General features: G+C 41.1%; 22 protein-coding genes and 1 pseudogene. 15 read left to right on the forward strand and 8 right to left on the reverse strand.

Going from position 1 to position 23,869, the window contains the following annotated elements:
• The first annotated feature begins 140 nt into the window (after positions 1-140).
• From A33Q_RS12065 to A33Q_RS12080, 4 genes and pseudogenes are all read left to right on the forward strand, one after another.
• A complete protein-coding gene (locus A33Q_RS12065; RefSeq protein ID WP_009034989.1) occupies positions 141-695 on the forward strand; it encodes a gluconate 2-dehydrogenase subunit 3 family protein in 555 nt (184 codons plus the stop codon).
• Positions 688-2,392, forward strand: a pseudogene (locus A33Q_RS12070) (GMC oxidoreductase). Before A33Q_RS12065 ends, A33Q_RS12070 begins: the two are co-directional and overlap by 8 nt.
• A gap of 453 nt (positions 2,393-2,845) precedes the next feature.
• Entirely contained in the window at positions 2,846-5,338 is a 2,493-nt protein-coding gene (locus A33Q_RS12075) for a Plug domain-containing protein (protein WP_009034988.1), read from the forward strand.
• Positions 5,339-5,576: 238 nt separating this feature from the next.
• Entirely contained in the window at positions 5,577-6,812 is a 1,236-nt protein-coding gene (locus tag A33Q_RS12080) for a carboxypeptidase-like regulatory domain-containing protein (protein WP_009034987.1), read from the forward strand.
• Positions 6,813-7,107: 295 nt separating this feature from the next.
• On the opposite strand, the gene A33Q_RS12085 is transcribed toward A33Q_RS12080, so the two are convergent.
• A complete protein-coding gene (locus A33Q_RS12085; protein WP_009034986.1) occupies positions 7,108-9,441 on the reverse strand; it encodes a M1 family metallopeptidase in 2,334 nt (777 codons plus the stop codon).
• Between the two features lie 64 nt (positions 9,442-9,505).
• On the reverse strand, positions 9,506-10,087 hold the full coding sequence (locus tag A33Q_RS12090) for a HupE/UreJ family protein (protein WP_009034985.1): 582 nt from the start codon (positions 10,085-10,087) through the stop codon (positions 9,506-9,508).
• An 86-nt stretch (positions 10,088-10,173) separates the two neighbouring features.
• On the opposite strand from A33Q_RS12090, the gene A33Q_RS12095 reads away from it, so the two are divergent.
• A complete protein-coding gene (locus A33Q_RS12095; RefSeq protein WP_009034984.1) occupies positions 10,174-10,662 on the forward strand; it encodes a DUF6702 family protein in 489 nt (162 codons plus the stop codon).
• Between the two features lie 252 nt (positions 10,663-10,914).
• Here the strand turns inward: A33Q_RS12095 and A33Q_RS12100 are convergent, their stop codons facing one another.
• On the reverse strand, positions 10,915-11,430 hold the full coding sequence (locus A33Q_RS12100) for a 3-hydroxyanthranilate 3,4-dioxygenase (RefSeq protein WP_009034983.1): 516 nt from the start codon (positions 11,428-11,430) through the stop codon (positions 10,915-10,917).
• 94 nt (positions 11,431-11,524) lie between these two features.
• On the opposite strand from A33Q_RS12100, the gene A33Q_RS12105 reads away from it, so the two are divergent.
• Positions 11,525-12,517 (forward strand): dipeptidase, encoded by a 993-nt coding sequence (locus A33Q_RS12105; protein WP_009034982.1) that lies wholly within the window; start codon positions 11,525-11,527, stop codon positions 12,515-12,517.
• A 21-nt stretch (positions 12,518-12,538) separates the two neighbouring features.
• Positions 12,539-13,156, forward strand: a complete 618-nt coding sequence (locus A33Q_RS12110) for a hypothetical protein (RefSeq protein WP_009034981.1) — start codon at positions 12,539-12,541, stop codon at positions 13,154-13,156.
• A 380-nt stretch (positions 13,157-13,536) separates the two neighbouring features.
• Here A33Q_RS12110 and prmC read toward each other — a convergent pair whose 3' ends face one another.
• From prmC to A33Q_RS12125, 3 genes are read right to left on the reverse strand one after another with little or no spacing between them, the layout of a single operon-like run.
• The gene (gene prmC / locus A33Q_RS12115; RefSeq protein ID WP_009034980.1) at positions 13,537-14,379 is read right to left on the reverse strand and encodes a peptide chain release factor N(5)-glutamine methyltransferase; all 843 of its coding nucleotides are present in this window, start codon (positions 14,377-14,379) and stop codon (positions 13,537-13,539) included.
• On the reverse strand, positions 14,366-14,749 hold the full coding sequence (locus tag A33Q_RS12120) for a hypothetical protein (protein WP_009034979.1): 384 nt from the start codon (positions 14,747-14,749) through the stop codon (positions 14,366-14,368). Before A33Q_RS12120 ends, prmC begins: the two co-directional genes overlap by 14 nt.
• A complete protein-coding gene (locus A33Q_RS12125; RefSeq protein WP_009034978.1) occupies positions 14,749-15,033 on the reverse strand; it encodes a hypothetical protein in 285 nt (94 codons plus the stop codon). Before A33Q_RS12125 ends, A33Q_RS12120 begins: the two co-directional genes overlap by 1 nt.
• A gap of 84 nt (positions 15,034-15,117) precedes the next feature.
• On the opposite strand from A33Q_RS12125, the gene A33Q_RS12130 reads away from it, so the two are divergent.
• The 4 genes from A33Q_RS12130 (at position 15,118) to guaB (ending at position 19,189) form a co-directional block, all read left to right on the forward strand.
• Positions 15,118-16,311, forward strand: coding sequence for an RsmB/NOP family class I SAM-dependent RNA methyltransferase (locus tag A33Q_RS12130; protein ID WP_009034977.1), 1,194 nt, complete (start codon positions 15,118-15,120; stop codon positions 16,309-16,311).
• 80 nt (positions 16,312-16,391) lie between these two features.
• Positions 16,392-16,826: an ABA4-like family protein gene (locus A33Q_RS12135; RefSeq protein ID WP_009034976.1), complete on the forward strand. Its 435-nt coding sequence runs from the start codon at positions 16,392-16,394 to the stop codon at positions 16,824-16,826.
• Positions 16,827-16,927: 101 nt separating this feature from the next.
• Complete coding sequence (locus A33Q_RS12140; protein ID WP_235062799.1) at positions 16,928-17,572, forward strand: hypothetical protein; 645 nt, start codon at positions 16,928-16,930, stop codon at positions 17,570-17,572.
• A gap of 138 nt (positions 17,573-17,710) precedes the next feature.
• Complete coding sequence (gene guaB, locus A33Q_RS12145; protein WP_009034974.1) at positions 17,711-19,189, forward strand: IMP dehydrogenase; 1,479 nt, start codon at positions 17,711-17,713, stop codon at positions 19,187-19,189.
• A 197-nt stretch (positions 19,190-19,386) separates the two neighbouring features.
• Here the strand turns inward: guaB and A33Q_RS12150 are convergent, their stop codons facing one another.
• Positions 19,387-19,809 carry a nucleoside-diphosphate kinase gene (locus A33Q_RS12150; RefSeq protein WP_009034973.1) on the reverse strand — a complete coding sequence of 141 codons (423 nt, stop codon included), beginning with the start codon at positions 19,807-19,809 and terminating at the stop codon, positions 19,387-19,389.
• Between the two features lie 191 nt (positions 19,810-20,000).
• On the opposite strand from A33Q_RS12150, the gene A33Q_RS12155 reads away from it, so the two are divergent.
• The 4 genes from A33Q_RS12155 to A33Q_RS12170 are packed head-to-tail and all read left to right on the forward strand — an operon-like array spanning position 20,001 to position 23,070.
• Positions 20,001-21,041 carry a DHH family phosphoesterase gene (locus tag A33Q_RS12155; RefSeq protein ID WP_009034972.1) on the forward strand — a complete coding sequence of 347 codons (1,041 nt, stop codon included), beginning with the start codon at positions 20,001-20,003 and terminating at the stop codon, positions 21,039-21,041.
• The gene (locus A33Q_RS12160; RefSeq protein WP_009034971.1) at positions 21,028-21,966 is read left to right on the forward strand and encodes an FKBP-type peptidyl-prolyl cis-trans isomerase; all 939 of its coding nucleotides are present in this window, start codon (positions 21,028-21,030) and stop codon (positions 21,964-21,966) included. Before A33Q_RS12155 ends, A33Q_RS12160 begins: the two co-directional genes overlap by 14 nt.
• Positions 21,967-21,970: 4 nt before the next feature.
• The gene (locus tag A33Q_RS12165; RefSeq protein WP_040490440.1) at positions 21,971-22,531 is read left to right on the forward strand and encodes an FKBP-type peptidyl-prolyl cis-trans isomerase; all 561 of its coding nucleotides are present in this window, start codon (positions 21,971-21,973) and stop codon (positions 22,529-22,531) included.
• The gene (locus A33Q_RS12170; RefSeq protein ID WP_009034969.1) at positions 22,528-23,070 is read left to right on the forward strand and encodes an FKBP-type peptidyl-prolyl cis-trans isomerase; all 543 of its coding nucleotides are present in this window, start codon (positions 22,528-22,530) and stop codon (positions 23,068-23,070) included. The genes A33Q_RS12165 and A33Q_RS12170 overlap by 4 nt, the downstream gene beginning before the upstream one ends.
• A 43-nt stretch (positions 23,071-23,113) precedes the next feature.
• Here A33Q_RS12170 and A33Q_RS12175 read toward each other — a convergent pair whose 3' ends face one another.
• Positions 23,114-23,710, reverse strand: coding sequence for a methyltransferase family protein (locus tag A33Q_RS12175; protein ID WP_009034968.1), 597 nt, complete (start codon positions 23,708-23,710; stop codon positions 23,114-23,116).
• Between the last annotated feature and the right edge of the window lie 159 nt (positions 23,711-23,869).

Here is a 23,869-nt window from a genome sequence, read left to right on the forward strand (position 1 = left end):
CACCTTACTGGGCCAAGATTTACCAAACAAAGAAATATTTTATGAATTTTCACTAAATCGTTTTACCTTTTTGATCAATTTAAAGAAACTGACTCTTGTTTTTTTAATTCCCCTAATGCAAATCAATTAACACAATACCCATGAATAGAAGAGACGTACTCCGTAACCTTGCCCTGATTACAGGAGGGCTTGTAATGGTGCCTTCCTGCGATTTTTCTCAGGAGGATATTCTCAGTGCCTATGATAAGTTGAAGGTCAGTACTGATATGAAGCAGCTTCTGGGCAAGATTGCAGACACCATTATTCCTCCCGGAAAAATAAAAGGAGCATTGGATCTTGAAATTCAGGACTTTATTTTGGTCATGGTCAATGACTGTCTGGATGAAGATGCACAGCAATCATTTACTAAGGGATTCAAATCATTTGAGAATTATACCATCAATAAAACCGGAAATAAATTTGGACAACTTGAGACTTCCCAGAAAGAAGAAGTTGTTTTGGCTGGCTTACAGGAAGAAGATGAAGATTATAAAGACCTACAAGGCTTTTTGGGCACGACGAAGAGGTTTACAATTCAGGGATTTTTATTGTCAGAATACATGCAAACCGAAGTGAAACCTTATTCCCTAATCCCTGGAGACTATCAGGGCGAAGTTTTGATCTCATCACTTAAATCAGAAAAAATCAATGGCTAATTTCAATATAGACGCAAAGCAAGACAGAACCTATCAGGCTATCGTAATCGGGTCCGGCATCAGTGGAAGCTGGGCCGCTAAGGAACTGTGTGAACATGGTGTGAAAACGCTTGTTCTGGAAAGAGGGAAAGATGTCAAGCATATCAAGGACTACCCCACCACCAACATGCTACCGTATGAGTTTGAGCACAGAGGACAGATTACAGAAGAAGTGAGGAAAGAAAACCCTGTGGTCAGCAGGTGTTATGCTTTTAGGGAAGATGCCCAACATTTTTTTTGTCAAAGATCAGGAGCATCCTTATGTACAGGAAAAACCATTTGATTGGATCAGAGGCTATCAAGTAGGCGGAAAATCTCTACTTTGGGCCAGGCAGGTACAGCGTTGGTCAGATTTTGATTTTGAAGGACCTGCCCGAGATGGTTTTGCGGTGGACTGGCCTATACGCTATAAAGAACTTGCTCCTTGGTACAGCCATGTAGAAAAATTTGCCGGGGTATCAGGAAATATGGATGGCTTACCGCATCTTCCCGATGGGGAGTTTTTACCTGGCTATCCCTTGAATGTGGTGGAAAAGCACTTTCAGGCTCAAATGAAAAAGCATTATGGAGACAGCAGGCACATGATTCTTGCGCGCTGTGCCCATATCAACGGAAACTTTGATTATTATGCCCAACAAGGCAGAGCCAAATGCCAAAGCCGTAACCTTTGCCAGAGAGGCTGTCCTTTTGGAGGGTACTTCTCTGCTAATTCCTCAACCCTTCCCTGGGCAGAAAAAACCGGAAACATGACCCTGAGGCCTGACTCGGTGGTACATTCCATCATCTATGATGAGGAAAAAGGTAAAGCCACAGGTGTAAGGGTGATAGACAGATTGAGCAAGGAAATGGAAGAATTCTACGCTGATGTGATTTTTGTAAATGCCGCTGCACTCAACACGAACCTGGTATTGCTGAATTCAACTTCAAATAGATTTCCCAATGGCCTGGGCAATGACAACGGGCTCTTGGGCAAATATGTCGCTTTCCACAATTATCGAGCTGGTGTTTCGGCCGACTATGAGGGTCACTTGGAATATACAACCCAAGGTGGAAGACCAACTTCAGGGTATTTCCCAAGGTTCAGAAATGTATTTAAGCAAGAAACAGACTTTTTGAGGGGCTATGCTGCTGGCTTTAGCGCCAACAGAGGTCCTTACGCTGATCAAAGCGGTATTGGTATGGAACTGAAGGAAAATATTCTAAACCCGGATAAATGGGGACCATGGAGAATAGGTTCGCACATGATGGGTGAGACTATTCCAAAAGAGTCCGGTTATGTAGCTTTGGACCCCAACCTGAAAGATGAGTGGGGTATTCCACAGTTGAGGGTGAATGTGGACTATGATGACAATGACGAAAAAATGATCAAAGATTATCTGGAACAAATGACAGAGATGTTTGACAAGGCAGGATTTACCAATATCCGAACCAGAGATGACCATCGTGCGCCAGGATTGGATATTCATGAAATGGGTGGTGTCCGAATGGGTAAGGACCCAAATACTTCTCTTTTAAATGCCAATAATCAATTACATGCAGTTCCCAATGTCTATGTAACTGATGGAGCGAGTATGACCTCTACAGCTACCCAAAATCCGTCATTGACCTACATGGCATTCGCAGCCAGAGCGGCGCATCATGCAATGAAGAATATTTAGGCAATTAGGTTCACGCCAAGATTAAGAAAGTGCGGAGGATCGCAGAGGAAGTTTTGGGGCATGAAAGTAGGGAGTAGGAAGCAAGTGATATTTACGAATGAGGATTTACGAATTACGAGGCTTTTTTTGAGATCGGTCAGCTAATCATTTTAAAAGCAAGAAGTGAAAAGCTAAATGATCTTCGAAAATTCAAAAAAACAATAAAATAAGTGTCTATTAATTTCAGGATGTCACAATGGAGGTTTGGAAGTAGGGAAGTATAACTTAAGCTGTGTACTTAGGGTTAAAATGCCGTAGGCATGGCAGAAATAATAACCCGGTAATTGATTGCAGGGATCAAAGATTAATAGCAAATTTTTAAACAAACCAAGATTGGGTACCTACACAATTAATTGCTATTATTATGAACTAAAGAATTTTTGTTCCGTAGGGATATTGTAACCCAAACAAAATATGAAGAAATCTATATTTCCCCTTTTTTCGTTTGTCATTCTCTTTTTTCCATCGGCTTTTTCCCAAAGCGTTATTTCCAACTTTAAATCCTCTCTAGAGAATTACCCGCAGCAGTTGCCTTATGAAAAGGTCTACCTGCATACGGATAAACCCCATTACCTTCTCAACGACACCATCTGGATCAAGGCTTATGGGACAATGGAAAAGGGTGGGGCAACTCCGGAACCAACAGCTTCTGTACCCCTTTATATCAACCTTTACCAAAATATCCGAACAGCACCTATTGTCGAAGAAGTCTTACGGCTGGAAAATGGCCAGGGAGTAGGTGACATTGTGCTTCCAAGAGAGTTGAGTCCCGGTAATTACCTACTTACCGCGCATACAGCCTACAGTGTTGAAAAAGGGCTGGAGTACTTGTTTGCCAAGGATATTTGGATAGGAGATGTCCGTGATGCATTTGTCCCAAGAGTTGCCCTGGAAGGAAACCTGGAGGTGAAATTCTTTCCTGAAGGCGGTGATCTGGTAGAAGGATTATTGTCCACAGTGGGGATAAAAGCCCTGGGAGATAAAGGACTGGGACTTCCTTTTCACGGTTATCTGGTCAATGATGCCAGGGATACTGTAGACAGGTTTGAATCAGATATGATGGGTATGGGCAGACTGAAGTTCAGGCCGGAGAAAGACCAAAAATACCAGGCCTTTGTCAAAACTGCCGAGACGGAGTGGAAAGCATTTCCCATTCCTCCTGCAAAGGAAAGCGGAGCCGTACTCTCTGTACTGCTGGAAGAGGATAAAGAAGAATTTGAAATCAATATTGAAAAACAAGGCATTGATGCGGAACAGTTTTGGCTTTTTGGAGTGTCTGAAGGGAAGCTCATCTATGAAACTGAAGTCCGAACAGAACAAGGTAAAGCACAGCTTGTGCTGGAAAAAGATGAGTTCCCTACCGGAATCATACAATTTTCCCTTTTTGACAATCAACTTCTTCCTCTTGCCGAAAGGCTCGTTTTTTTGCATCCTTTTGCACAGTCGACCGTTGCCTTCAACACCCAAAAAGAATCCTTCAGTCCGAAGGAAACCGTTGAGCTGGAATTATTGATACAGGATGAGTTTGGAGTACCCATCAAAGGTGACTTTTCCATTTCAGTAAGCGATGCAGGACAGGTGATTAACCCGAAACATGCCGAAAATATTTTTTCACATTACAAGTTGAGTTCCGAAATCAAGGGAGCCATAGAAAACCCGTACTACTACTTTGATCCAGAAAATGAAGATGCTTTCAGGGCCTTGGACAACCTGATGCTTACCCAGGGCTGGAGGAGGTTTTCCTGGAAAGAAGTTTTGGAAAACGGGGCCCGGCCAGAAGCAAGGTTTGAGTCTGGACTGAGCATTTCCGGAAATGTCAAGATAATAGGGGGAAAGGAAGTAAAAGAACCAAGAGAAATCACTATGATGATTAACTCCCTTTACTTTATGCCGGAGGTATTGCAGGGAACCACGGATGATGAAGGCTATTTCAAATTTGAAAATCTTGATTATTATGATTCTGTAGCAGTTTTTATGCAAGCATATACTGAAAAAACCCGTAAGGCTACAGAATCAAAAATAAACAAAGCCAATGAAATCAGTCTGGAAAACAAAGTTCAAAAGCCCAGGCCTGAAAAACTGATTACAGGTATTGATGGGCTTAGAAATGGCGAGCTTGATGATACCTATCTGGTCATGGTCGGTGAAGCGCAAAAAATGATGGAGCAGTTTGTTTTGGGACGGGAGGTTGAGTTGGCGGAAGTGGTAATCCAGACAAGAAAGCTCATGGAAAAGCCGGATCAAAGAGCTATTCTCTACGGCAATGTTGCCGAACAAAGTATTACGGTCACTCCAGAACACTATATGTTCCAAAATGTCTATCAGTTGATTAGGGGGCGCTTTTCAGGGGTGAATGTGGTTGGGGATGTAAATGATTACTCAAGACCTCCTTCTGTACAAATAAGAGGGGGTACAGTTACCGGAAATGCCAGTGGAAGGGAACAGATGGGCGGTGCCCAAATCTGGATAGATGGACATCCTGTTGATAGAGTTACAGCCATGTTGCTGAACATGGTGGATATTGAAAGAGTAGATATAATCAAGTCTTTGGCAAGATCGACTATATTGGGAGGACCTACAGTGAACATTCTGACAAGAACCGGAAATCCCAACCCCAGATTGGATGAAGATCCCAGGCTAGGTATGGGAAATGAGCTTTTATTTACCAAGGGCTATATGTTACACCGGGATTTCTATGTCCCTGATGAAAACATTGAAGGTGAAGCCTATTACACTGATTTCCGGCCGACGGTCTATTGGAACCCTTTACTGGAAAGTGGTTTGGATGGAAAAATCAAAGTCAGCTTCCCCCTTTCCGAGGGCAATAAAAGCTTTGAGGTAATTTTGGAAGGCTTAAGTGAAAATAAAGAGCCTGTATTTGGTAGGTATACCATTCAGGTTGATTGAGATTACCATTGACATAAATCGGGGCGGCACGTCACCCTGAGATTTTAAAATTGACATTTACAGATAATCAAATGAAAAGGTTTCACGCAGCGGGCCCAGCGAGGTCGCAGCGATCGCCGCGAGAAATAGCTATTTGTTAATGGTACCAAGAAAGAATGACGGAGGACCAACTGTCATTTCCTTTCTGTAATTACTCCGAATAAATAACTAGAAATTAATTAATTCTTAACCTTAATTCATGCAAAAATTCAAACCCATATATTTTTTTTTACTGCTCGTGTTTTTGTTGCCTGGTACAAAGGTCTTTTCACAATATGTGATTCAAGGAAAAGTGCTTGATGCCGAAACTTTGGAGCCTGTGGAGTTTGCCACCGTTTTTATCAACAACTCCACATTTGGAGATATCTCTGATGAGGATGGTCAGTTTTCTATCAATATCCCAGCTGGAAACCATGAACTCATCGTCAGCTTTATCGGCTATCAGACTTTTAAATATGATTTCAATACTCAAACTCTAAAGACTAACTATGAATTCAGGATTTTGCCTGAACCCATTGAATTGGAAGAAACAGAAGTTGAAGTCAAAAGAGACCGGGAATGGTACCGAAACCTTGATGTGTTTAAGCAGAATTTTTTGGGAACCAGCATCAATGCAGAGCGCTGCAAAATCCTCAATCCTGAGGTTTTGGTATTGGATGCAGAATCAGAAAAAGGCAAGCTCATGGCAAGGGCCCGGGAAACGGTACTTATTGAAAATCCAAACCTGGGCTACACCATTCAATATGTTCTAGTAGGCTTTGAGCTGGATTTGGAAAGTGGAATATCACGGTTTGCCGGATATCCATATTTTATTGAAGAAGATGTGCCGCGCAGAAGGCAGAGGAGTTTGCAAAAAAACCGGGAAAGGGCATTCAACGGAAGTATAGCCCATTTTGTCAGGTCACTGTACTTGGGAAAAGTGGAAGAAGAAGGTTATGAACTTTATGCCATTGAGCGCATTCCAAATCCGAAGCTGACAAGTGAGGAAATGGCCGACATGGCTCAGCAGGAACTGAGAAAAAGCCTCAATCCTTTGGTCAGGGACAGCCTGAAAAATATTATCCGCAGAAAAGATTTGACCCGGGAAATCGAGCAGGTCACAGAAACGAGGCTGTATGGGAAGGATCTTGTAGAAGTTTCCAGAAACGGCCTGACATTTCTTACTTATGACAAGCCTTTTTACTTGATTTACAAAGAGGAGGTGGAAGAAGTGGCCTTCATAAAAAGCTCAATTGACAAAGATGCTCAAATGTTTACCAGTGGGGTGGCAGTGGAAACCGATGTATCCAACAGTGCCCAAAGGTCCTCTATCAGGATGTTGGGAAATGCTGTTCAGCTATTCGAGAACGGAAGCTACTTCCATCCCTATGACCTTATGATCGAAGGGTACATGGCTTGGGAAAAGGTAGGCGACCTGATGCCTTTTAATTATTGAAATAAAGGAGACTGGAAATGAGATGGACTACAAAAAGCTATTGAGGCTTTCTTCAAATTTGAATATAAATTAGGGAAAAATAGTAAGTAGATACATTTCCACTCCATTTCCTGAAATGATTTGGGGAGGAATGATCAGATAAAAGAACCCCCATCTATTCCAGATAGATAGGGGTTGATAAAATGTCCTACTTCGTTTAATTGGTCATTGTCTAATATAAATTAGTATTCAAGTTTACCAAGCAGCAGTTATTAAACATTCTACTGGTACATTTCTATAAATTCATATTAGGAAATCACCTTCTTCTAGCTCGCTTCATAGGGTTGTCACCCATAGAAGCACCTCTTACGCCACCAGCACTCTTGAACAGTTCAAAACGGCTAGGAGTAAAGGCTCTTGGCCAGTAATTATTAGATTCGTCAATATCAGCAGTTTCTCTATATGGATCCAGCACGATGTTTTTCACTTCTTTTTTCTTGGCAAACACTTTGGTCACTTCCCATTCATTTAATCTCCAGATTTGGGCAGGAATTCTCTCTACCTCCGAAGTTCCATCAGTATAGTTAAACTGAATGATCAAAGGCATTACAAGACCACCGATGTTACGGAAGTTGATTTCATAGAAGTTCAAACCTGAATTCAACAGGTCTTTTTCCTTTTGGGAAAGCCTGTCCATAAAATCCTTGTAGGCTTTCTCGTCTTCAGGAGTTACAGAAAAAGGATTATAAGAATTGTAAAAATCCCTTGTTGCAGGATCTGCTTCTACCTCAGTCTGTGGAATATCTTTGATATTACGCTCTTGACCAATATGAGCGGCCTCTCTTTCAGCTATTTTTTGCTCGTCAGCTTTTTTCTGGGCCGGGGTTCTGTTGTCCAGTTTGTACCAATTGACACTTTCAATGGAAATATCTACCGGGTCAGTTCCAAAGAACCAACCTCTCCAGAACCAATCCAAATCCACACCAGACGCATCCTCCATTGTCCTGAAGAAATCTTCCGGAGTTGGGTGTTTGAACATCCACCTTTCAGAATACTCTTTGAAAGCAAAATCAAACAACTCTCTGCCCATAACAGTCTCCCTAAGAATGTTCAATGCCGTGGCCGGTTTGGCATAGGCATTTGGTCCGAATTGAATGATGTTTTCGGAATTGGTCATAATAGGCTCCAGCAAATATCTTTCACTGGCCATGTAAGGAGCAATTTTGTGCGCAGGTCCTCTTCTGGAAGGATAATCTCTGTCCCACTCCTGCTCTGCAAGGTATTGCAGAAAAGTATTTAACCCCTCATCCATCCAAGACCATTGTCTTTCGTCTGAATTGACTATCATCGGGAAAAAGTTGTGTCCTACTTCATGGATAATCACTGAAATCATCCCATACTTGATGGCATCAGAATAGGTACCGTCAGCATCAGGTCTGCCGTAGTTGAAACAGATCATTGGGTATTCCATTCCGTTGGTAGCCTCAACTGAAATGGCTACAGGATACGGGTAATCAAATGTTCGGGCTGCATATGACTTTAAAGTGTGTGCTACCACCCTTGTAGAATACTGCTCCCAAAGGGGGTTGGCTTCTTTGGCATAATAGGACATGGCCATTACGTCATTTCCTCCCTGCTTCACTGCCATCGCATCCCAGATGAATTTTCTGGAAGAAGTCCATGCAAAATCCCTTACGTTTTCCGCATGGAAAACCCAGGTTTTCTTGTCTCTTGCCTTTTGCTTTTCCAACCTTTCGGCCTCTGCTTGAGTACGGATGATAACTGGATTGTCAAAGCTGGTTTGAGCTCTGTTCCATCTCTCAAGTTCGGTTGAACTCAATACTTCCTCAGCATTCTGCAATACACCAGTGGAACCCACCATATGGTCAGCAGGTACAGTGATTTTAACTTTGTAATCTCCAAAAGTCAGGGCAAATTCCCCTCTACCTACAAATTCCTTGTGCTGCCATCCCTCAAAGTCCGAATACACGGCCATTCTAGGAAACCACTCTGCCATGGTGTACAGGTAATTTCCATCCTTCTCAAAATACTCATACCCTGGACGTCCTCCGATGAAACTCATTCTATCGTGGATGTTAAATGTCCAGTCAACCGTAAATTCAGTTTGCTCTCCTGGCTGTAATACCTGAGGAAGGTCTACACGCATCATGGTTTTTACAATAGTGACGGGAATATCATTTCCTGAAAGGTCTTTGACGGAAAGGATCTTGAAGCCCAGATCCTGATCATGCCAAAGAATGTTTTCAAGCTGCCTGAGGTTCATCCTAGGGTTGATGCTGCTTTCAGCAATTTTTGGGGTATTCGAATCTGCTGCTCTTTCGTTTTGGTCCAACTGAATCCAAAGGTATTTCAGCGGGTCGGGAGAATTGTTGTAGTAAGTGACTTTTTGCCATCCTTTGATAGATTGGTTTTCATCGTTAAGCTCTACTTCAATCTCATGATCGGCTTTTTGCTGCCAGTACATGTGCCCGGGAGCTCCGGACGCTGTCCTGTACACGTTTGGAGATCTGAGCATGGTTCCAAGCTGTTCAAACCGCTCTGCATGATTTTGTTCTGTCCACTGTGCCGTAGCAGGAAAGCTGAAAAGCAATCCCATTACAACCGCTGTGAGGGTAAGTAAGTGTTTCATAGATATGTATTCAAAGTTTATCCAATTCCGGTAATTTAACCGAATTTGGGCTCAGTTGATTTTTTTACCAATACTTGGCATCCAACATCATCATAAAGGCCATTCCCAAAACTATAGCGGAAATAACCAAGGTCCAGTCCTTTCTGTTGATTCCCGCAATACCTATTAGAATGCTGGAGGCTGTCATAAATATAGCTACAATTACCAATTGTCCCACTTCCAAGCCCAGATTGAATGCCAAAAGGGGTTGAAATATGGAAGCTTCTTTGCCCAAAAGCGAACGTAAGTAATTGGAAAATCCCAACCCGTGAATCAAGCCAAAGAAAAGCGCGAAGAAATAGTTGATCTGAATACCTCTTCCTGTGCTTGGTTTGGGTTTGAATATATTGCTCAGTGCAGTGATGACTATGGTCAGGGGAATGAGGAACTCAATCAGATCTGAGTTCACCTTCAAGAGCTGGAGTGTCGCCAAAGCCAAGGTAATGGAATGGCCAATTGTAAATGCAGTAACCAGGATGATGATTTTTTTCCAATCTCTCAACACATAGAGGGCGCACAAAGCCACAACGAAAAGAATGTGATCAAACCCTGCAAGGTCCAAAATGTGTTGAATACCTAATTGAAAATACAGTTGAAACTGTCCCATAAAGTGCTAAACCTATTTCCCTGAAGTATTTCAGGAGTGCTGTTAATTTGTCTAATTTGCAAAGAAAATAAAATATAGTGATCCACATGCAATTGAATTACATTTTGATGCTCTTTTTGGGATGGAAGGTCTTTTTCCACCCATTCTATATCAGCCTTACAGAAATAAGATATAACCAGCAATCCGAAAGCCTGGAAATCGCCCAAAAGATTTTCTGGGATGATCTTGAGGTGGCGCTTGGAGATATTCATGGCATAAAAGTAGATTTTTTGAATCCCACAGATAGGGATGCTTTGGAAGAAATGGCAAAAGCCTACCTATTACAGAAAAATGAAATAACGGTCAATGGAAAAAAAGTAACTCCTCAGTATCTGGGCTTTGAGATTGAAGAGGAGGCCGCCTGGTTCTACCTTGAAATAAAAAATGTAGCAAAGCCCCAGCGGGTAAATATCAGGAATGAAGTCTTACTGGATCATTTTGAGGGTCAGCAAAACATCGTGAATTTTTATGTAGACAAAAGGCCAAAAAGTTTGATTTTGTATAAGGGCAAAGAAAGTGGAGTACTGAATTTTTGAATCACGCAAAGTCCTGTTGGAGCAGATATTCGGCGAAATATTCTCACTTTTAAGATTTTTAATGATTACTGGAGGTATTAGTGGTATACATATTTTGAAAAATTGAAGTTTAAGATAGTGCATAATTTTAATGCAGTGCCCAATTGATCACTATTCACTAGCATACCTTTTTGTCCTTGGGATCAATATATTAAACCCCCCAGCCAACTCGGCCTCAATTCTAAAATCGTAAATCTAAAATCTGAAATCAGTTTACCCTTCCTCCATCACTGTCCCACAGTTGCTGCATTTGGTGTGCTCGGGATTGCTCCAAAAACGCTCCATAATCGGTGGGAGCTGATTCACAATGTCGGAGATTTCGTGGTATTCTTCATACAGCTTGTTTCCACAGTTTTCGCAATGCCAAATAAAGCCGTCTTTTTCACCTTCATTTCGGTAGCGCTCCATCACCAAGCCTATGGTGTTGGCAGGTCTTCTTGGGGAGTGAGGCACTCTGGCTGGAAGGAGGAACATTTCCCCTGGGCCGATTTTAATATCTTTGACCTCTCCATCTTCTACAATCTTCAGGGTGATTTCACCTTCTACCTGATAAAAAAACTCTTCCCCCTCATTGTAGTGAAAATCTTTTCTGGAATTGGGGCCACCTACGACCATGACAATAAAATCATCATTTCCTTTATACATGACCTGATTCCCGATAGGGGGCTTGAGCAGGTGTCGGTTTTCTTCAATCCATTTCTGAAAGTTGATCGGTTTTGCCACTGGCATAAGCACTATTGCGTTTTGGTATGTAAGGTAAACTGATATTAGCTTTAAAAGTATTAAAAAATCTTTCAAATTTGAGGGATTAAACCCCAATTCGATGAAACTCCCTATAATTGATACGCACTGTGATTTGCTTTCATACCTGGCCGTAGTGCCTGGGGCTGCTGCTGACAAGTCAAAAGATATTGCTTGTGCCATCCCTTTGCTGCAAGAAGGAAATGTGAAAATGCAGATTTGCGCAATTTACACGGATGTGAGGCCAGGAAGCAGGGCATTGGCTACCAAACAAGCCTATAAATTCAGGGAAGTTTTGATGCATTTTGGAAAAAGTGTACAGGCGGCTGATAGACTCCAAGTGGAGAATATCAAACATCAGGAAAAAATTGCACTGGTAGCAGCGATTGAAAATGCGGCAGGCTTGGCTGAAGAAAACATCCCATTGAATGAGGCTTTTAAGCAATTGGATAATTTGTTGCAGCTTACAGGGATGATAGCTTACATATCTCTCACCCACCACACCGAAAACCGTTTCGGAGGTGGTAATTATACTGAAGGCATAGGCCTAAAAGACGATGGTAAAAAGCTCCTTGATTATATATCGGACAAACAAATTGCTATTGACCTTTCGCACACTTCAGACCTTTTGGCAGAAGGAATCCTAAATCATATAGACTCTCAAAGTTTAAATATCCCGGTCATCGCCAGCCATAGCAATTTCAGGACTGTCTGGAACCATAAGAGAAATCTTACAGATGAATTTGCAAAAGAGATCATCCTAAGAAAAGGAATCATAGGCATCAATTTTCTCAGGGCCTTTTTGGACAATGACAAGCCAGAAAGGGTTTTTGAGCATATCCTTTATGGCTTTGAAAATGGAGCGGAAACACAGATGTGTTTTGGTGCAGATTTTTTCTATACCCAAAATTTTCCTGATAAATCCCGCTTTCCTTTTTACTTTCCTCTGGTTGAAAATGCCTCAAAATATCCAAGTATCCTAGAAAGCCTGGCAGCAAATCTTTCATCAGATCAATTGGAAAAATTGGCCTACAAAAATGCTCAAAGATTTTTTTCCGATTTATGGAAAAAATAATTTTACTTCAAAAATATTGATATGTCCTCCCATCATTTTGTCAAAGAACAGCAGGAACCGGCGCTTTTAATCCTTCAAACTGAAGGCATTGACTTTGAGCAAATCGCCCCACTTTTGGAGTGGGTACCTACTATTATTGTTGTGCAAGAGGAAGTTTTCAAAGTAATCTCTTGGGGGATAAAGGTAGATCTGATCTTGGCGGATATGGCTTTTCAAAAGTCCAACTATAGCCTTTTGGAAGAGCAGTACCCTGTTAAGTTTTTGGGTGTCAAAGATGGACTTTATTTGGAGGAAGCCATACAATATTTGATCGCAACCAAGCATAGTGCTGTTAATCTTATAGGTTTTGACCACAAAAATGTTTTTACTCTACACGAAAAGCTGCCATTTTTGGACATTACGGTAATCGATGGAAAAATGAGGTTTTACCCCGTAAAATCAGGCCGGCTGAAAAAATGGTTTACCGAAAGCTCCATCATGCTGCACGCACCTGAAGGTACTTTTGTAGAAAAGAAAACTGCCGAAGAATCCTCAATCATTGAAGTCAAATATGCTACCATGCTTGATCTCCATGAAGGAACGCTCGAGTTAAGCAGCAATGAAATTTTTTGGATAGGCGAATTCCTAACTGAAAAATAGGACTGACGGTTGTCGAAGTCAGAAAAAAATACTCAAAAAAAAGCTGCCTCAATCAGGCAGCCTTTTAGTGTCAAATGGATGTTAGATTCCTCCCCCACCCGGTATTCCTCTTGGAGGTGTAGGTCTGTTTAGAGGGTTTAATATGGGCTTCTTTGAAGGAAATTATCAAGGCACTAACATTCGGAAAGCAGCAAATTTTCATTCAAGCATCAATGTCGTTTAGATAAAACTACAAGTTGAATTTAAACTTTTCCAAAGTTGGGTCAAAAGTAAAAACAAACATTGTTTACAAATCTGAACTTTGGAAAAGTTACCCTAAACTAAACGACATTGAATCAAGCATATTAAATGACCACCGATCGGGACACCCGCTTTTGCTTTCACTGATTTTCAAAAACTGCAGAAATGATCCGCTCTTTCCCATTCAGGTCATTAATGATAGCAACAGAAGAAAACCCCTTACCTTCCAAAAGTATTTTGGTTTCTTTTCCAAAAACCTCATTGATTTCAAAATAAAGCTTCCCTCCAGGTTTTAGGACTTTTCTGGCTTTTTCAGCTATTATCCTGTAAAAAAGCAGCGGATCCTCGTCGTAGACAAAAAGTGCCAAATGGGGTTCGTGATCCAGCACATTTTGATGCATCCTCATTTTTTCGGAATTGCGCACATAAGGTGGATTGCTGACTATAATATCAAGGTCAGGAACCTGAATGTCTTCCTTCAAAATATCGCATAATAAAAATTGAACTTCAGCCTTCAGTAATTCAGCATTTTGGGAAGCAATTTCCAAAGCAGTTTCGCTGACATCCAATGCGGATACATTAGCCCCCAAAATCTCCAAAGATAAGGTGATGGGTATACAGCCCGATCCAGTTCCTATGTCGAGTATTTTCAAGCCCTCCTTTTGATTTTCCTGAATGATGAGATGAACCAACTCTTCTGTTTCGTTTCTGGGAATCAATACAGCAGAATTTACCAAAAACTCTCTTCCATAAAAAGGCGCTTTTCCGGTAATGTATTGTATGGGTTTTCCCTGGAGCAATGCTTCAATGGCCAGGGAAAGTTTTTCCGGAACTCTTTCTACACTTGTATTATTCAGAAGATCTTGTCGCTTGGCTTGGAGAAAATCCTCAAAAAGCCAAAAAACTAGGCTTTCAGCCTCTTCCTTTGGATAAATCTGCTGTAACTCATTTTTATAGTGATTGAAAAGATCACGGATTTTCATGACTTGGCTTTTTTTGCGAAGGTACATTGATTAAATAATAAAAAAAGATTGCTCCAATAGCATAAGCTAAGATATCCCAATAATCTGAAGTATATAGATTGGAATATTTAGGCAAGAGCCATTCAAACAGAAAAGAAAAATAAAGCACAGCAATGAGCACTTGGGTCCAGGTAAATGTAAAGCGGGACTTTGCAGGGTGAATCCACCGATAGACCTGAAGTGTTATGCCCAATACAACAGGCATAGCCATCAAATCATCCAAATAAGCATGCACAAAAGGTATAAAAACTACAAAGACCTTTTCCAAAAGCTGATTGATCCAAAAAAGGGTGGCAGCTGTAAGAAACCAAGGGTTTTTGAATACCGTCATCAGCCAGGAAGTATGGCAATCAACCAGGCAAGAAAGGTAAGGATGGCCATGTAAATGGTATAAAATAAATTTCCTGTTTTTTTCAGGCCCCTCATAATGGGTCCATCATCTTCTTTGATGTGAAAAATCCATTGTTCTTTGTTGGCTTGAGTATCTCTTTCTCTTATTTCGTGGTATTCCAAATCCCTGCCTCCCAGAGGTTTTCCACAATGCTCGCAAAGGTCATTCATATTGACGGTCCAGGTAGACCATTCCCCGCAGTGGGGGCATTTTTTTTGTCCCATAGGCTAAAAGTATAAAACGATTGTCACTCTATGAACTTTTGATGGAAAGGAAAAGTTGCCCAAACTATTCCTTATCTTTGAGCCATGAAGCTTTTTCCCAATACAGTAAGAGGCGTTGTGTCCGCCATAGACGATATTTTCAACAACAACAGGTATGCCGATAAAGTCATAGAAAAGACATTCAAAGCCAACCTCAAATGGGGCGCCAGAGACAGGGCTTTCGTAGCAGAATCGATTTATGAAATGGTTCGTTGGTGGAGACTGATCAACGAAATCAGCCCTTCCAAAGATCTTTATCAACTTTTTGGTACATATTGGTTGCTACAAGGAAACAAACTTCCTGAGTGGAGGGAGTTCAAAGGACTTCATGCGGATGAGATCAATAATAAATTTCGAAAAATTCAAGAAAGGGCCATACTGCAGTCAATCCCTGATTGGATGGACGAAATGGGAGAAAGCTTATTGAGAGAAAAATGGGACAAAGAGCTCAACACACTCAATCAGACTGCTGCTGTTGTTCTTCGGGTCAACTCACTTAAGGTAACACGAGAGCAGTTGATGAATAAATTTGCAGAAAACGGGATTGAAACCTATGCCCCCAAAGGCTATAAGGACGCTCTTGTTTTGGCAAAAAGGCAGAACATTTTCAGAACCCAGGAATTCAAGGACGGACTGTTTGAAGTACAGGATGCTTCTTCCCAGCTGGTTGCGACAGCTCTTGATGTAGAGCCAGGAATGCGCGTAATTGATGCCTGTGCAGGTGCCGGAGGCAAATCACTGCACATAGCGACCTTGATGGAAGACAAAGGAAGGGTTTTATCCATGGACATTGAAGACTGGAAGCTCAAAAACACCAAGCTTAGAGCCCGAAGAAATGGAATAAGCATCATTGAAACCCGCACCATTGAAGGAAATAAAACCATCAAAAGGTTGAAAGAATCAGCTGATAGGTTGCTGTTGGATGTGCCTTGTTCTGGACTGGGCGTATTGAAAAGAAACCCAGACACCAAATGGAAACTGAGTCCAGAGTCTATTGCCAAGGTTCAGGTCATTCAGCAGGAAATTTTGCAGAACTACAGCTCCATGGTCAAGAAAGGAGGATTGATGGTCTATGCTACCTGCAGCATTCTTCCTACAGAAAATCAGGATCAGGTTGAAAAATTTCTGGCTTCAGAAGCAGGACAGAGCTTTGAACTCCTGGAGGATCAAAAAGTACTTGCTCAAGAAAGTGGTTTTGATGGATTTTATATAGCCAAATTGAAAAGAAAAGAGGGGTAATTTCCAGTTTAGCCAGAAGCTCAGGTTTAAATTATTCCCTGGAATTTGACTAAATTTCAGCATATAAAAACCCCCAGCATATGAATTTGGAAACAGTTTTCAGTATTGTCAGCGCTCTGGCCCTTTTTTCATGGATCGCTCTATTTATTTTTTATCCTTCCCAAATAGTGTATAAGGTGCTATTCTCAGGTACCCTGCTTTTGCTTTCTCTGACCTATCTTTATTTTATCATCCTAGGGATGGGGGCCGAAAGTGAAGGAGGCTTTGGGACTTTGGCAGAGGTGAAGGCATTGTTGAGCTCCGATGAAGCACTGTTGGCAGGTTGGATACATTATCTGGCATTTGATCTTTTTGTGGGAATGTGGATAGCTCATGACTCTTGGAAGCTGGACATCAACCGCTGGGTATTGTTGCCATGTCTTTTGTTGACATTTATGTTGGGTCCGGTCGGCTTACTGACCTATTTCATTTTGAGGGGAATCAAATCCCATAATATAATCCAATCGCCTCATTAGTCATGTTGGCTTTACACAAAATATTCCGAAGCAATAAGCCTCTGGCTTGGTTTGGATTTTTGAACTTTTCCTGCTTTTTCATTTTTCTTATTCTTTCATTGATGGATCATAGAGAACTGCTGGGCTTGAATGTTTGGGTAAAACCCATGAAGTTTGCAATTTCAATCGGTGTTTTTAGTTGGACTATGGCCTGGCTACTGCGTTATTTGCCACAAGTCAAAAAAGCAAAAATTATTTCTTGGGTAATTGTTGTTATGATGTCCCTGGAGCTGTCTATTATCGCCCTACAATCCGGAAGAGGTGTAACCTCTCATTTCAATGTCTATAACTTTTTAGATCTGATGCTTTTCAATACCATGGGTTATGCCATTGTAATGAATACACTGATGGTGGCCTGGGCACTGCTTTTATTTCGCAACGTAAAAACGCTCAAAGCAGGTTACAAGCTGGGGATTCAGTTAGGAATGTTGATTTTTGTTCTTGCCAGTTTACAGGGTTTTGTAATGGTAGGGCAAATGAGTCATACAGTTGGTGCTCCGGATGGCCAGGAGGGGATATTTTTCCTCAATTGGGCGAAAAAGTACGGAGATTTGAGAATTGCCCATTTTCTGGGACTACATGCTTTACAATTGCTTCCTTTGTTTGCTTGGTATTTTTCGGCAGAGAAAAAACTGAATGTATGGATTTTTGCTTTGGGTTATTTCATACTATCGGTGGGAGCTTTGGCGATGGCGTATCTTATTTGAAAGCTGATACCGAATATAATTTTATTTTAAGATGCGTTTTTGATCAAAACTTCAATTTATTTTCCAAATCAATTGATTAGCATTTGAAATTAGTTGTATCTTTGACGGGCAAATAGGGTCACCTAACCAATATTTGCCATGAATAGAAATTCCGATAAATTCCTCTTTGAAGCACTCACTTACGACGATGTGCTTTTAGTACCGGGTTACTCAGAAGTACTGCCCCGAGATACCGACACCTCATCCCAACTTACCAAAAACATCAGGCTGAATATTCCTTTAGTCTCTGCTGCCATGGATACTGTTACCGAAGCAGAATTGGCGATTGCTATGGCTTTGGAAGGCGGGTTGGGTTTTGTCCACAAGAATATGCCTATAGAAAAACAGGCTGCTCAAGTAAGAAAAGTAAAGCGTTCCCAGTCGGGGATGATTCTGGACCCAATTACATTGAACATTAATTCCAAAGTTCGTGATGCTGAAAAAATCATGAGCGAATACCACATTGGAGGTATTCCGGTAGTGGACGAAGACCGCACCTTAATGGGCATCATCACCAACAGAGATCTCCGGTTTATCAAAGACCTCAATAGGGATATCAAAGAAATCATGACCAAGGACAACCTGATCACTGCCAAAGCAGGGATTACCTTGGAGCAAGCTGAGGAGGTTTTGCAGGAATTCAAAATCGAAAAACTTCCCATAGTGGATGAGGACAATAAACTTACAGGCTTAATCACCTACAAGGATATTCTCAAGCGCCGGGATAAGCCTCATGCCTGCAAAGATGAATACGGCAGACTTCGTGTAGGAGCAGCTGTTGGTGTGACAGCAGACTTGGTAGAGCGTGTGGAAGCCTTAATGAATGCTGGTGTGGATGTAGTCTCTATAGATACAGCCCATGGACATTCCAAAGGCGTGATTGAAGCATGCCGAAAAATCAAAAATGCATTTCCTGATTTGGATGTCATTGTTGGAAATATAGCTACTCCTGAAGCAGCCTTGGCTTTGGCAGAAGCTGGAGCAGATGCAGTGAAAGTCGGTGTAGGACCGGGATCTATCTGTACCACTAGGGTCATTGCCGGAGTAGGAGTTCCGCAGCTTTCAGCTGTATTCGAATGTGCAGAGGCACTAAAAGGCAAAGGCGTTCCTGTAATTGCAGATGGAGGTATCAGATATTCAGGTGATCTTGTCAAGGCTATTGCAGCAGGAGCTGGGTCTATCATGATTGGCTCCTTGCTCGCAGGTACCGAAGAAGCTCCGGGAGAAATGATCATTTACGAAGGACGAAAATTCAAAACATATAGAGGAATGGGTTCTTTGGAGGCTATGGAATCCGGTTCCAAAGACCGTTATTTTCAGGATGCAGAGGATAACATCAAAAAATTGGTGCCGGAAGGTATTGTAGGCAGGGTAGCATACAAAGGCCTGGTCTCTGAAGTCTTGTACCAATTGGTCGGTGGTCTGCAGGCTGGTATGGGTTATTGCGGAACCAACACCATTGAGTCCTTGCAGAAAGATGGGAAATTTGTAAAGATCACTGCTGCAGGGGTAAAAGAATCTCACCCACATGATGTTAGCATTACCCGAGAGGCCCCTAATTACTCAGCCAAAATGTAATTAGGCTTTCTAAAAATCCTTATTTCAAAGCGGTAGGAAAACCTATCGCTTTTTTTATATCCCTACCAAGAGGTTCTCCCCTCTGGGATTTTACTCTTCAGACTAGATAAAGATTGTCAAAAAGGCTTATGGATAAAAAAACAACCCCTTACCGTTTTTAGATAAGGGGTTTCAAGAATTTATTGTCTGCTTTTGACTTAAAGCACTCTTTCAAACTGGCTGAAGTAGAAGTTGCCTTCAATCGCAGCATTTTCATCAGAGTCAGATCCGTGAACAGCATTTGCTTCAATAGACTTAGCAAAGATTTTTCTAATGGTACCATCTTCAGCTTTGGAAGGGTCAGTAGCACCAATCAATTTTCTGAAATCTTCCACTGCGTTGTCTTTTTCAAGAATAGCCGCGATGATTGGACCAGAAGACATGTATTTACAAAGGTCTGCGTAGAATGGTCTTTCTTTATGAACCTCATAGAATTTTCCAGCCAGTTCAGCTGTAAGTTGGGTTGCTTTGAGAGCGACGATCTTAAAACCTGCTTCTTCAATCATTTTAAGGATTGCTCCTGAGTTGCCGGCGCCAAAAGCGTCAGGCTTAATCATGGTAAATGTTCTGTTTCCTGCCATTTTAATTAGGGTTTGTCTGTTTTCAATCAGGCTGCAAAATTAGTTTAATTAGTCGAAACTCCGAACAAAGGTCTCAAAATCTGCCTTATCTGATTCAATTTAAGTCCATTACATGAATTGGGATTTTTCAAAAATTATCCTGACCTTTGCGGACTATGTTTCTCTTTAGAGAGCGTATCTAAAGCAATCAAATGCAAGAATTAGAGTCATTTAAAGAAGTAATTTCCTCCCCCAAAAAAATTGTCATTACCACCCATCACAAGCCTGATGCAGATGCCTTAGGTTCTTCTTTGGGTATGGCCAATTATTTATTGAAAAAGGGGCATGAGGTCACTGTAATTACCCCTTCAGATTACCCTTCCTTCCTACATTGGATGAAAGGCAATGATGATGTCATCAATTTTGAAGATAAAAACAGTCAAGAAAAGGCCAAAAAAATCATCCAAAAAGCAGAGGTGATTTTCTGTTTAGACTTTTCCTGCCTAAGCAGACTTCAAGAAATGGCCTCTTCTGTAGAGGGATCCAAGGCATACAAAGTCAATATAGACCATCATCAAGATCCTAAAGATTTTGCAGATTTCAGGTATTGGAGTACGGAGGCGGCAGCGACCTGTGAACTGGTATATGAGCTGATCTGTAAGGTCGGAGACAGATCCTTAATTGACAATGATATTGCCGATTGCCTTTATGCAGGCATTATGACTGATACCGGCGGTTTTAGACATCCCAATACCACCAAAAATGTGCACTTGATTACTGCCGAACTCATTGATTTGGGTGCGGACAACAGTAAAATTTCAAGGCTAATCTATGATACCAACAGTATCAACAGGTTGAAATTTATTGGATTTGCCATAACGAGAAGGTTGGTGATTTTGGAAGATTTGCAGACCGCATATTTTGCGATCAGCAAAAAAGACCTTAGAAAATACCATTCCAAAACCGGAGATACTGAAGGGTTGGTCAATTACGCCTTATCTTTGGATGGAATTAAGATAGCCGCTCTTTTTACAGAAAGAGAAGACGGAGTAAAAATATCATTCAGGTCAACAGAAGAAATAGCTGTAAATAAATTTGCAGCTGCCCATTTTGATGGAGGTGGACACAAAAATGCCTCAGGTGGCAAGTCCAAGCTTTCCCTGAAAGAGACTACAGAACAATTCGAAAAACTTATAAAACAAGATCAAAAAACCTTATTCAATCAATTAGAACTCATCCATGAAAAAAACTAAATCACTTTTGTATTCACTGGCATTTACAGTGATTGCCTTTGGCACCATGTCTTGTAAGAAGACCCAAACCACTTCTGACGGAATTGAATATACGTATATCAAAGAAGGAAAAGAGTCTCCTAAAAATGGGGAATTTGTTCTTTATCACCTAGTGGTAAAAACCGGTTCTGATTCTACTTTCATTTCTACTTATGATCAGGACATGCCTGGATACCTTCAGTTCAACGACTCATTGCCAAAGCAAACAGGTATGGATGAAATATTCCTAGGATTGAAAAAAGGTGACAGCATCGCCTTTGAATCCAAAGCTGATAAAATTTTCGGTGTAGAAAATATTCCGTTTTTCCTCACAGCAGAAGAAAACATCAAAGTAAGAATCGGTGTAATCGATGTCTTGAGCCAAGAAGGCTTAGAAACCTATTTCCAGGCGATGCAAGAGTCTCAAGCCAAAAAACAAGCTGAAAACGCAATCAAACAACTTGAAATCGATACTCAAAAAATCGAAGATTATATTTCTGAAAATAATCTGAATGCTACCAGGACAGAATCAGGTTTGTATTACGTCATTGAGCAAGAAGGTGACGGAGTAGAAATCGAGACCGGAGACCTGGCATTTGTCCACTATGCAGGTTATTTGATGGATGGAACCTTGTTTGATACCAGCATCAAGACACTCGCACAGGAAAAAGGCAACTACAATGAAGCTAGAGATAACCAAGGTGGTTATGGTCCATTGGAAGTAAGAGTAGGAATGGGTCAGGTTATCCAAGGCTGGGACGAAGGGTTGGCTTTGTTGACCAAAGGCTCAAAAGCTAAGTTTTTGATTCCATCTACTTTAGCTTATGGTGACAGAAATGCCGGTGGTCCGATCCAGCCTAACTCTGTATTGATTTTCGACGTAGAAATCACAGATGTTCAAAAATAAGTATATGAAAAATTTCAGTGTTGTAGCAGTCGCTTTAATTCTTGTATTGGCAGGGTGTATTTCCGATGAAGCAAATTTGGAATTGATTCTTGATCGGGATAAACAAGCCATTGAGACATACCTTCAGGAAAATCCTATTCCTTCAGTCAAAGAGTTTATTGATGAACCTACCGGAGTCAGAGTGATCTGGCAAGAATTGTCAGAAAGTGGTATTAAGCCTGAAATTGGAGATACCCTTTTCGTCAATTACACTGGAAAATTGTTGAATAATAATGTTTTTGATACTTCTATAGAATCCGTAGCCAGAGAAAACAACAGGTTTAACCCCAATAGGGACTATGAGCCTATTGCTGTTCTTTTCGGTTATGGCCAGGTAATATTGGGCTTTGAATTTGCTCTTTCCATTATGGAAGAAGGAGACAAGGCTACTACGCTTTTCCCTTCTTTGTATGGATATGGAAGCGATGACGGAAGACCAGACATTCCCCAAAACTCCCCTTTATTATTTGAATTGGAACTGGTAAGGGTAGGGAAAATTACTTCAGAAGAACCTGAGAATATATGATGAGATTGAGTAGAGTAATTTTATTTACGCTTTTTGCTGGGGTATTTGCTTGCCAACAACCGGTAAACCCTTTTGGTCCTACCTATGATGTAGAAGGAAATCTCGAAAGGGAGGCACCGATTATTGAAGAGTTTCTTCAAACTTATGAGGTGGACAGTGTGGCGAGAATACATGACAGAAATGGAGTGGTTATCATTGTGCACGAAGAAGGTGATGGGGCAAGGCCTCAGGAGTTTGCTTTGGTATACTGTAACTATGTCACCAAACTACTGGATGGGACTGTCGTTGACACCAATATGGAAGATGTTGCCTTGGCAAATGACGTTTGGGATGAAAACAGACTTTATAGAATATTCCAGTTTACATTAGGGGGAGGAGATGCCATCCAAGGCTTCAGTATAGGATTTAGAAATATCCGTAGTGGCTCAAAGGCTACTTTTATAGTTCCCTCTGTATGGGCATATAGAGATCAGGAAAGACCCTTTATTCCGGAAGATTCCATTCTTATCTTTGAAGTAGAATTTCTGGGAATGGATTAAATTGATACGATTCCTTAAGGATAAATTATATAAAGGCTGCCTTTCAGGTGGCCTTTATTTTTTTGAACGGAATCAAAGCTGATACAGACTTTTTGTATGCCGTGTATGCTTCCCCATAGATACTGACCAGCTTTTTTTCTTCAAAATAAATCCCAAATGGAAGATAAACCAGTAAGCAGGTCAGGTGTATCAAGGAGCTTAGGAAAGGAGCAAACAGAAAATAGCCCAAAAATATCAAGACCAACCCAGTATAGACCGGGTGTCTCATCCAAGCATGAATGCCGGAAGTCACCAATGGCTCAGTGACCTGCAGGTCATTGTGCGGTCGGATACCTATAAATTTGAAACCTGAAAAATTCCTGAAAGCTTTTACTATGATGATCGTTCCGAAAGTGGCAAACATGTAGCCCATGTAAGTCAGTAATTCCGTGGTGGCAAGGATTTGGCTTTTTGCCAAGGTGGCAGCATAGACCAGAATACCGAAAAAGAAAAACCCAAAAAGCAAGGAATAAAACATCCTGTACCACCTGTAACCTGACTTTAGTAAAGAACTGATTTTTTGTTTGATGCTGAGCCCTGCCAGATAGGAGTGGGTGAAGTAGAAAAGTAACCAAAGTATTACCAATATAATGTATGACATGATCTGAAATGCTTTTGTATTGCAAGTAAATCAAAACTTAGTAAGTTCCATCCCTTAGAGATTTTTAGGTTTCAGTTTTTTGATTGAAAGGGTTTTTCTAATTTGAAGCATCAATTCTTCAGCTACTCAATGAATAATGGTAAAAGCTAAAGGAAAGTT

The organism is Indibacter alkaliphilus LW1, assembly GCF_000295935.2.
GTDB classification, from domain to species: Bacteria; Bacteroidota; Bacteroidia; order Cytophagales; family Cyclobacteriaceae; genus Indibacter; species Indibacter alkaliphilus.

Excerpts from the sequence above, each read along its gene's own strand:
- A33Q_RS12065 (WP_009034989.1), top strand. The coding sequence starts at position 141 with ATGAATAGAAGAGACGTACTCCGTAACCTTGCCCTGATTACAGGAGGG.
- A33Q_RS12075 (WP_009034988.1), top strand. The coding sequence starts at position 2,846 with ATGAAGAAATCTATATTTCCCCTTTTTTCGTTTGTCATTCTCTTTTTT.
- A33Q_RS12080 (WP_009034987.1), top strand. The coding sequence starts at position 5,577 with ATGCAAAAATTCAAACCCATATATTTTTTTTTACTGCTCGTGTTTTTG.
- A33Q_RS12085 (WP_009034986.1), bottom strand. The coding sequence starts at position 9,441 with ATGAAACACTTACTTACCCTCACAGCGGTTGTAATGGGATTGCTTTTC.
- A33Q_RS12090 (WP_009034985.1), bottom strand. The coding sequence starts at position 10,087 with ATGGGACAGTTTCAACTGTATTTTCAATTAGGTATTCAACACATTTTG.
- A33Q_RS12095 (WP_009034984.1), top strand. The coding sequence starts at position 10,174 with ATGCAATTGAATTACATTTTGATGCTCTTTTTGGGATGGAAGGTCTTT.
- A33Q_RS12100 (WP_009034983.1), bottom strand. The coding sequence starts at position 11,430 with ATGCCAGTGGCAAAACCGATCAACTTTCAGAAATGGATTGAAGAAAAC.
- A33Q_RS12105 (WP_009034982.1), top strand. The coding sequence starts at position 11,525 with ATGAAACTCCCTATAATTGATACGCACTGTGATTTGCTTTCATACCTG.
- A33Q_RS12110 (WP_009034981.1), top strand. The coding sequence starts at position 12,539 with ATGTCCTCCCATCATTTTGTCAAAGAACAGCAGGAACCGGCGCTTTTA.
- prmC (WP_009034980.1), bottom strand. The coding sequence starts at position 14,379 with ATGAAAATCCGTGATCTTTTCAATCACTATAAAAATGAGTTACAGCAG.
- A33Q_RS12120 (WP_009034979.1), bottom strand. The coding sequence starts at position 14,749 with ATGACGGTATTCAAAAACCCTTGGTTTCTTACAGCTGCCACCCTTTTT.
- A33Q_RS12125 (WP_009034978.1), bottom strand. The coding sequence starts at position 15,033 with ATGGGACAAAAAAAATGCCCCCACTGCGGGGAATGGTCTACCTGGACC.
- A33Q_RS12130 (WP_009034977.1), top strand. The coding sequence starts at position 15,118 with ATGAAGCTTTTTCCCAATACAGTAAGAGGCGTTGTGTCCGCCATAGAC.
- A33Q_RS12135 (WP_009034976.1), top strand. The coding sequence starts at position 16,392 with ATGAATTTGGAAACAGTTTTCAGTATTGTCAGCGCTCTGGCCCTTTTT.
- A33Q_RS12140 (WP_235062799.1), top strand. The coding sequence starts at position 16,928 with ATGGATCATAGAGAACTGCTGGGCTTGAATGTTTGGGTAAAACCCATG.
- guaB (WP_009034974.1), top strand. The coding sequence starts at position 17,711 with ATGAATAGAAATTCCGATAAATTCCTCTTTGAAGCACTCACTTACGAC.
- A33Q_RS12150 (WP_009034973.1), bottom strand. The coding sequence starts at position 19,809 with ATGGCAGGAAACAGAACATTTACCATGATTAAGCCTGACGCTTTTGGC.
- A33Q_RS12155 (WP_009034972.1), top strand. The coding sequence starts at position 20,001 with ATGCAAGAATTAGAGTCATTTAAAGAAGTAATTTCCTCCCCCAAAAAA.
- A33Q_RS12160 (WP_009034971.1), top strand. The coding sequence starts at position 21,028 with ATGAAAAAAACTAAATCACTTTTGTATTCACTGGCATTTACAGTGATT.
- A33Q_RS12165 (WP_040490440.1), top strand. The coding sequence starts at position 21,971 with ATGAAAAATTTCAGTGTTGTAGCAGTCGCTTTAATTCTTGTATTGGCA.
- A33Q_RS12170 (WP_009034969.1), top strand. The coding sequence starts at position 22,528 with ATGATGAGATTGAGTAGAGTAATTTTATTTACGCTTTTTGCTGGGGTA.
- A33Q_RS12175 (WP_009034968.1), bottom strand. The coding sequence starts at position 23,710 with ATGTCATACATTATATTGGTAATACTTTGGTTACTTTTCTACTTCACC.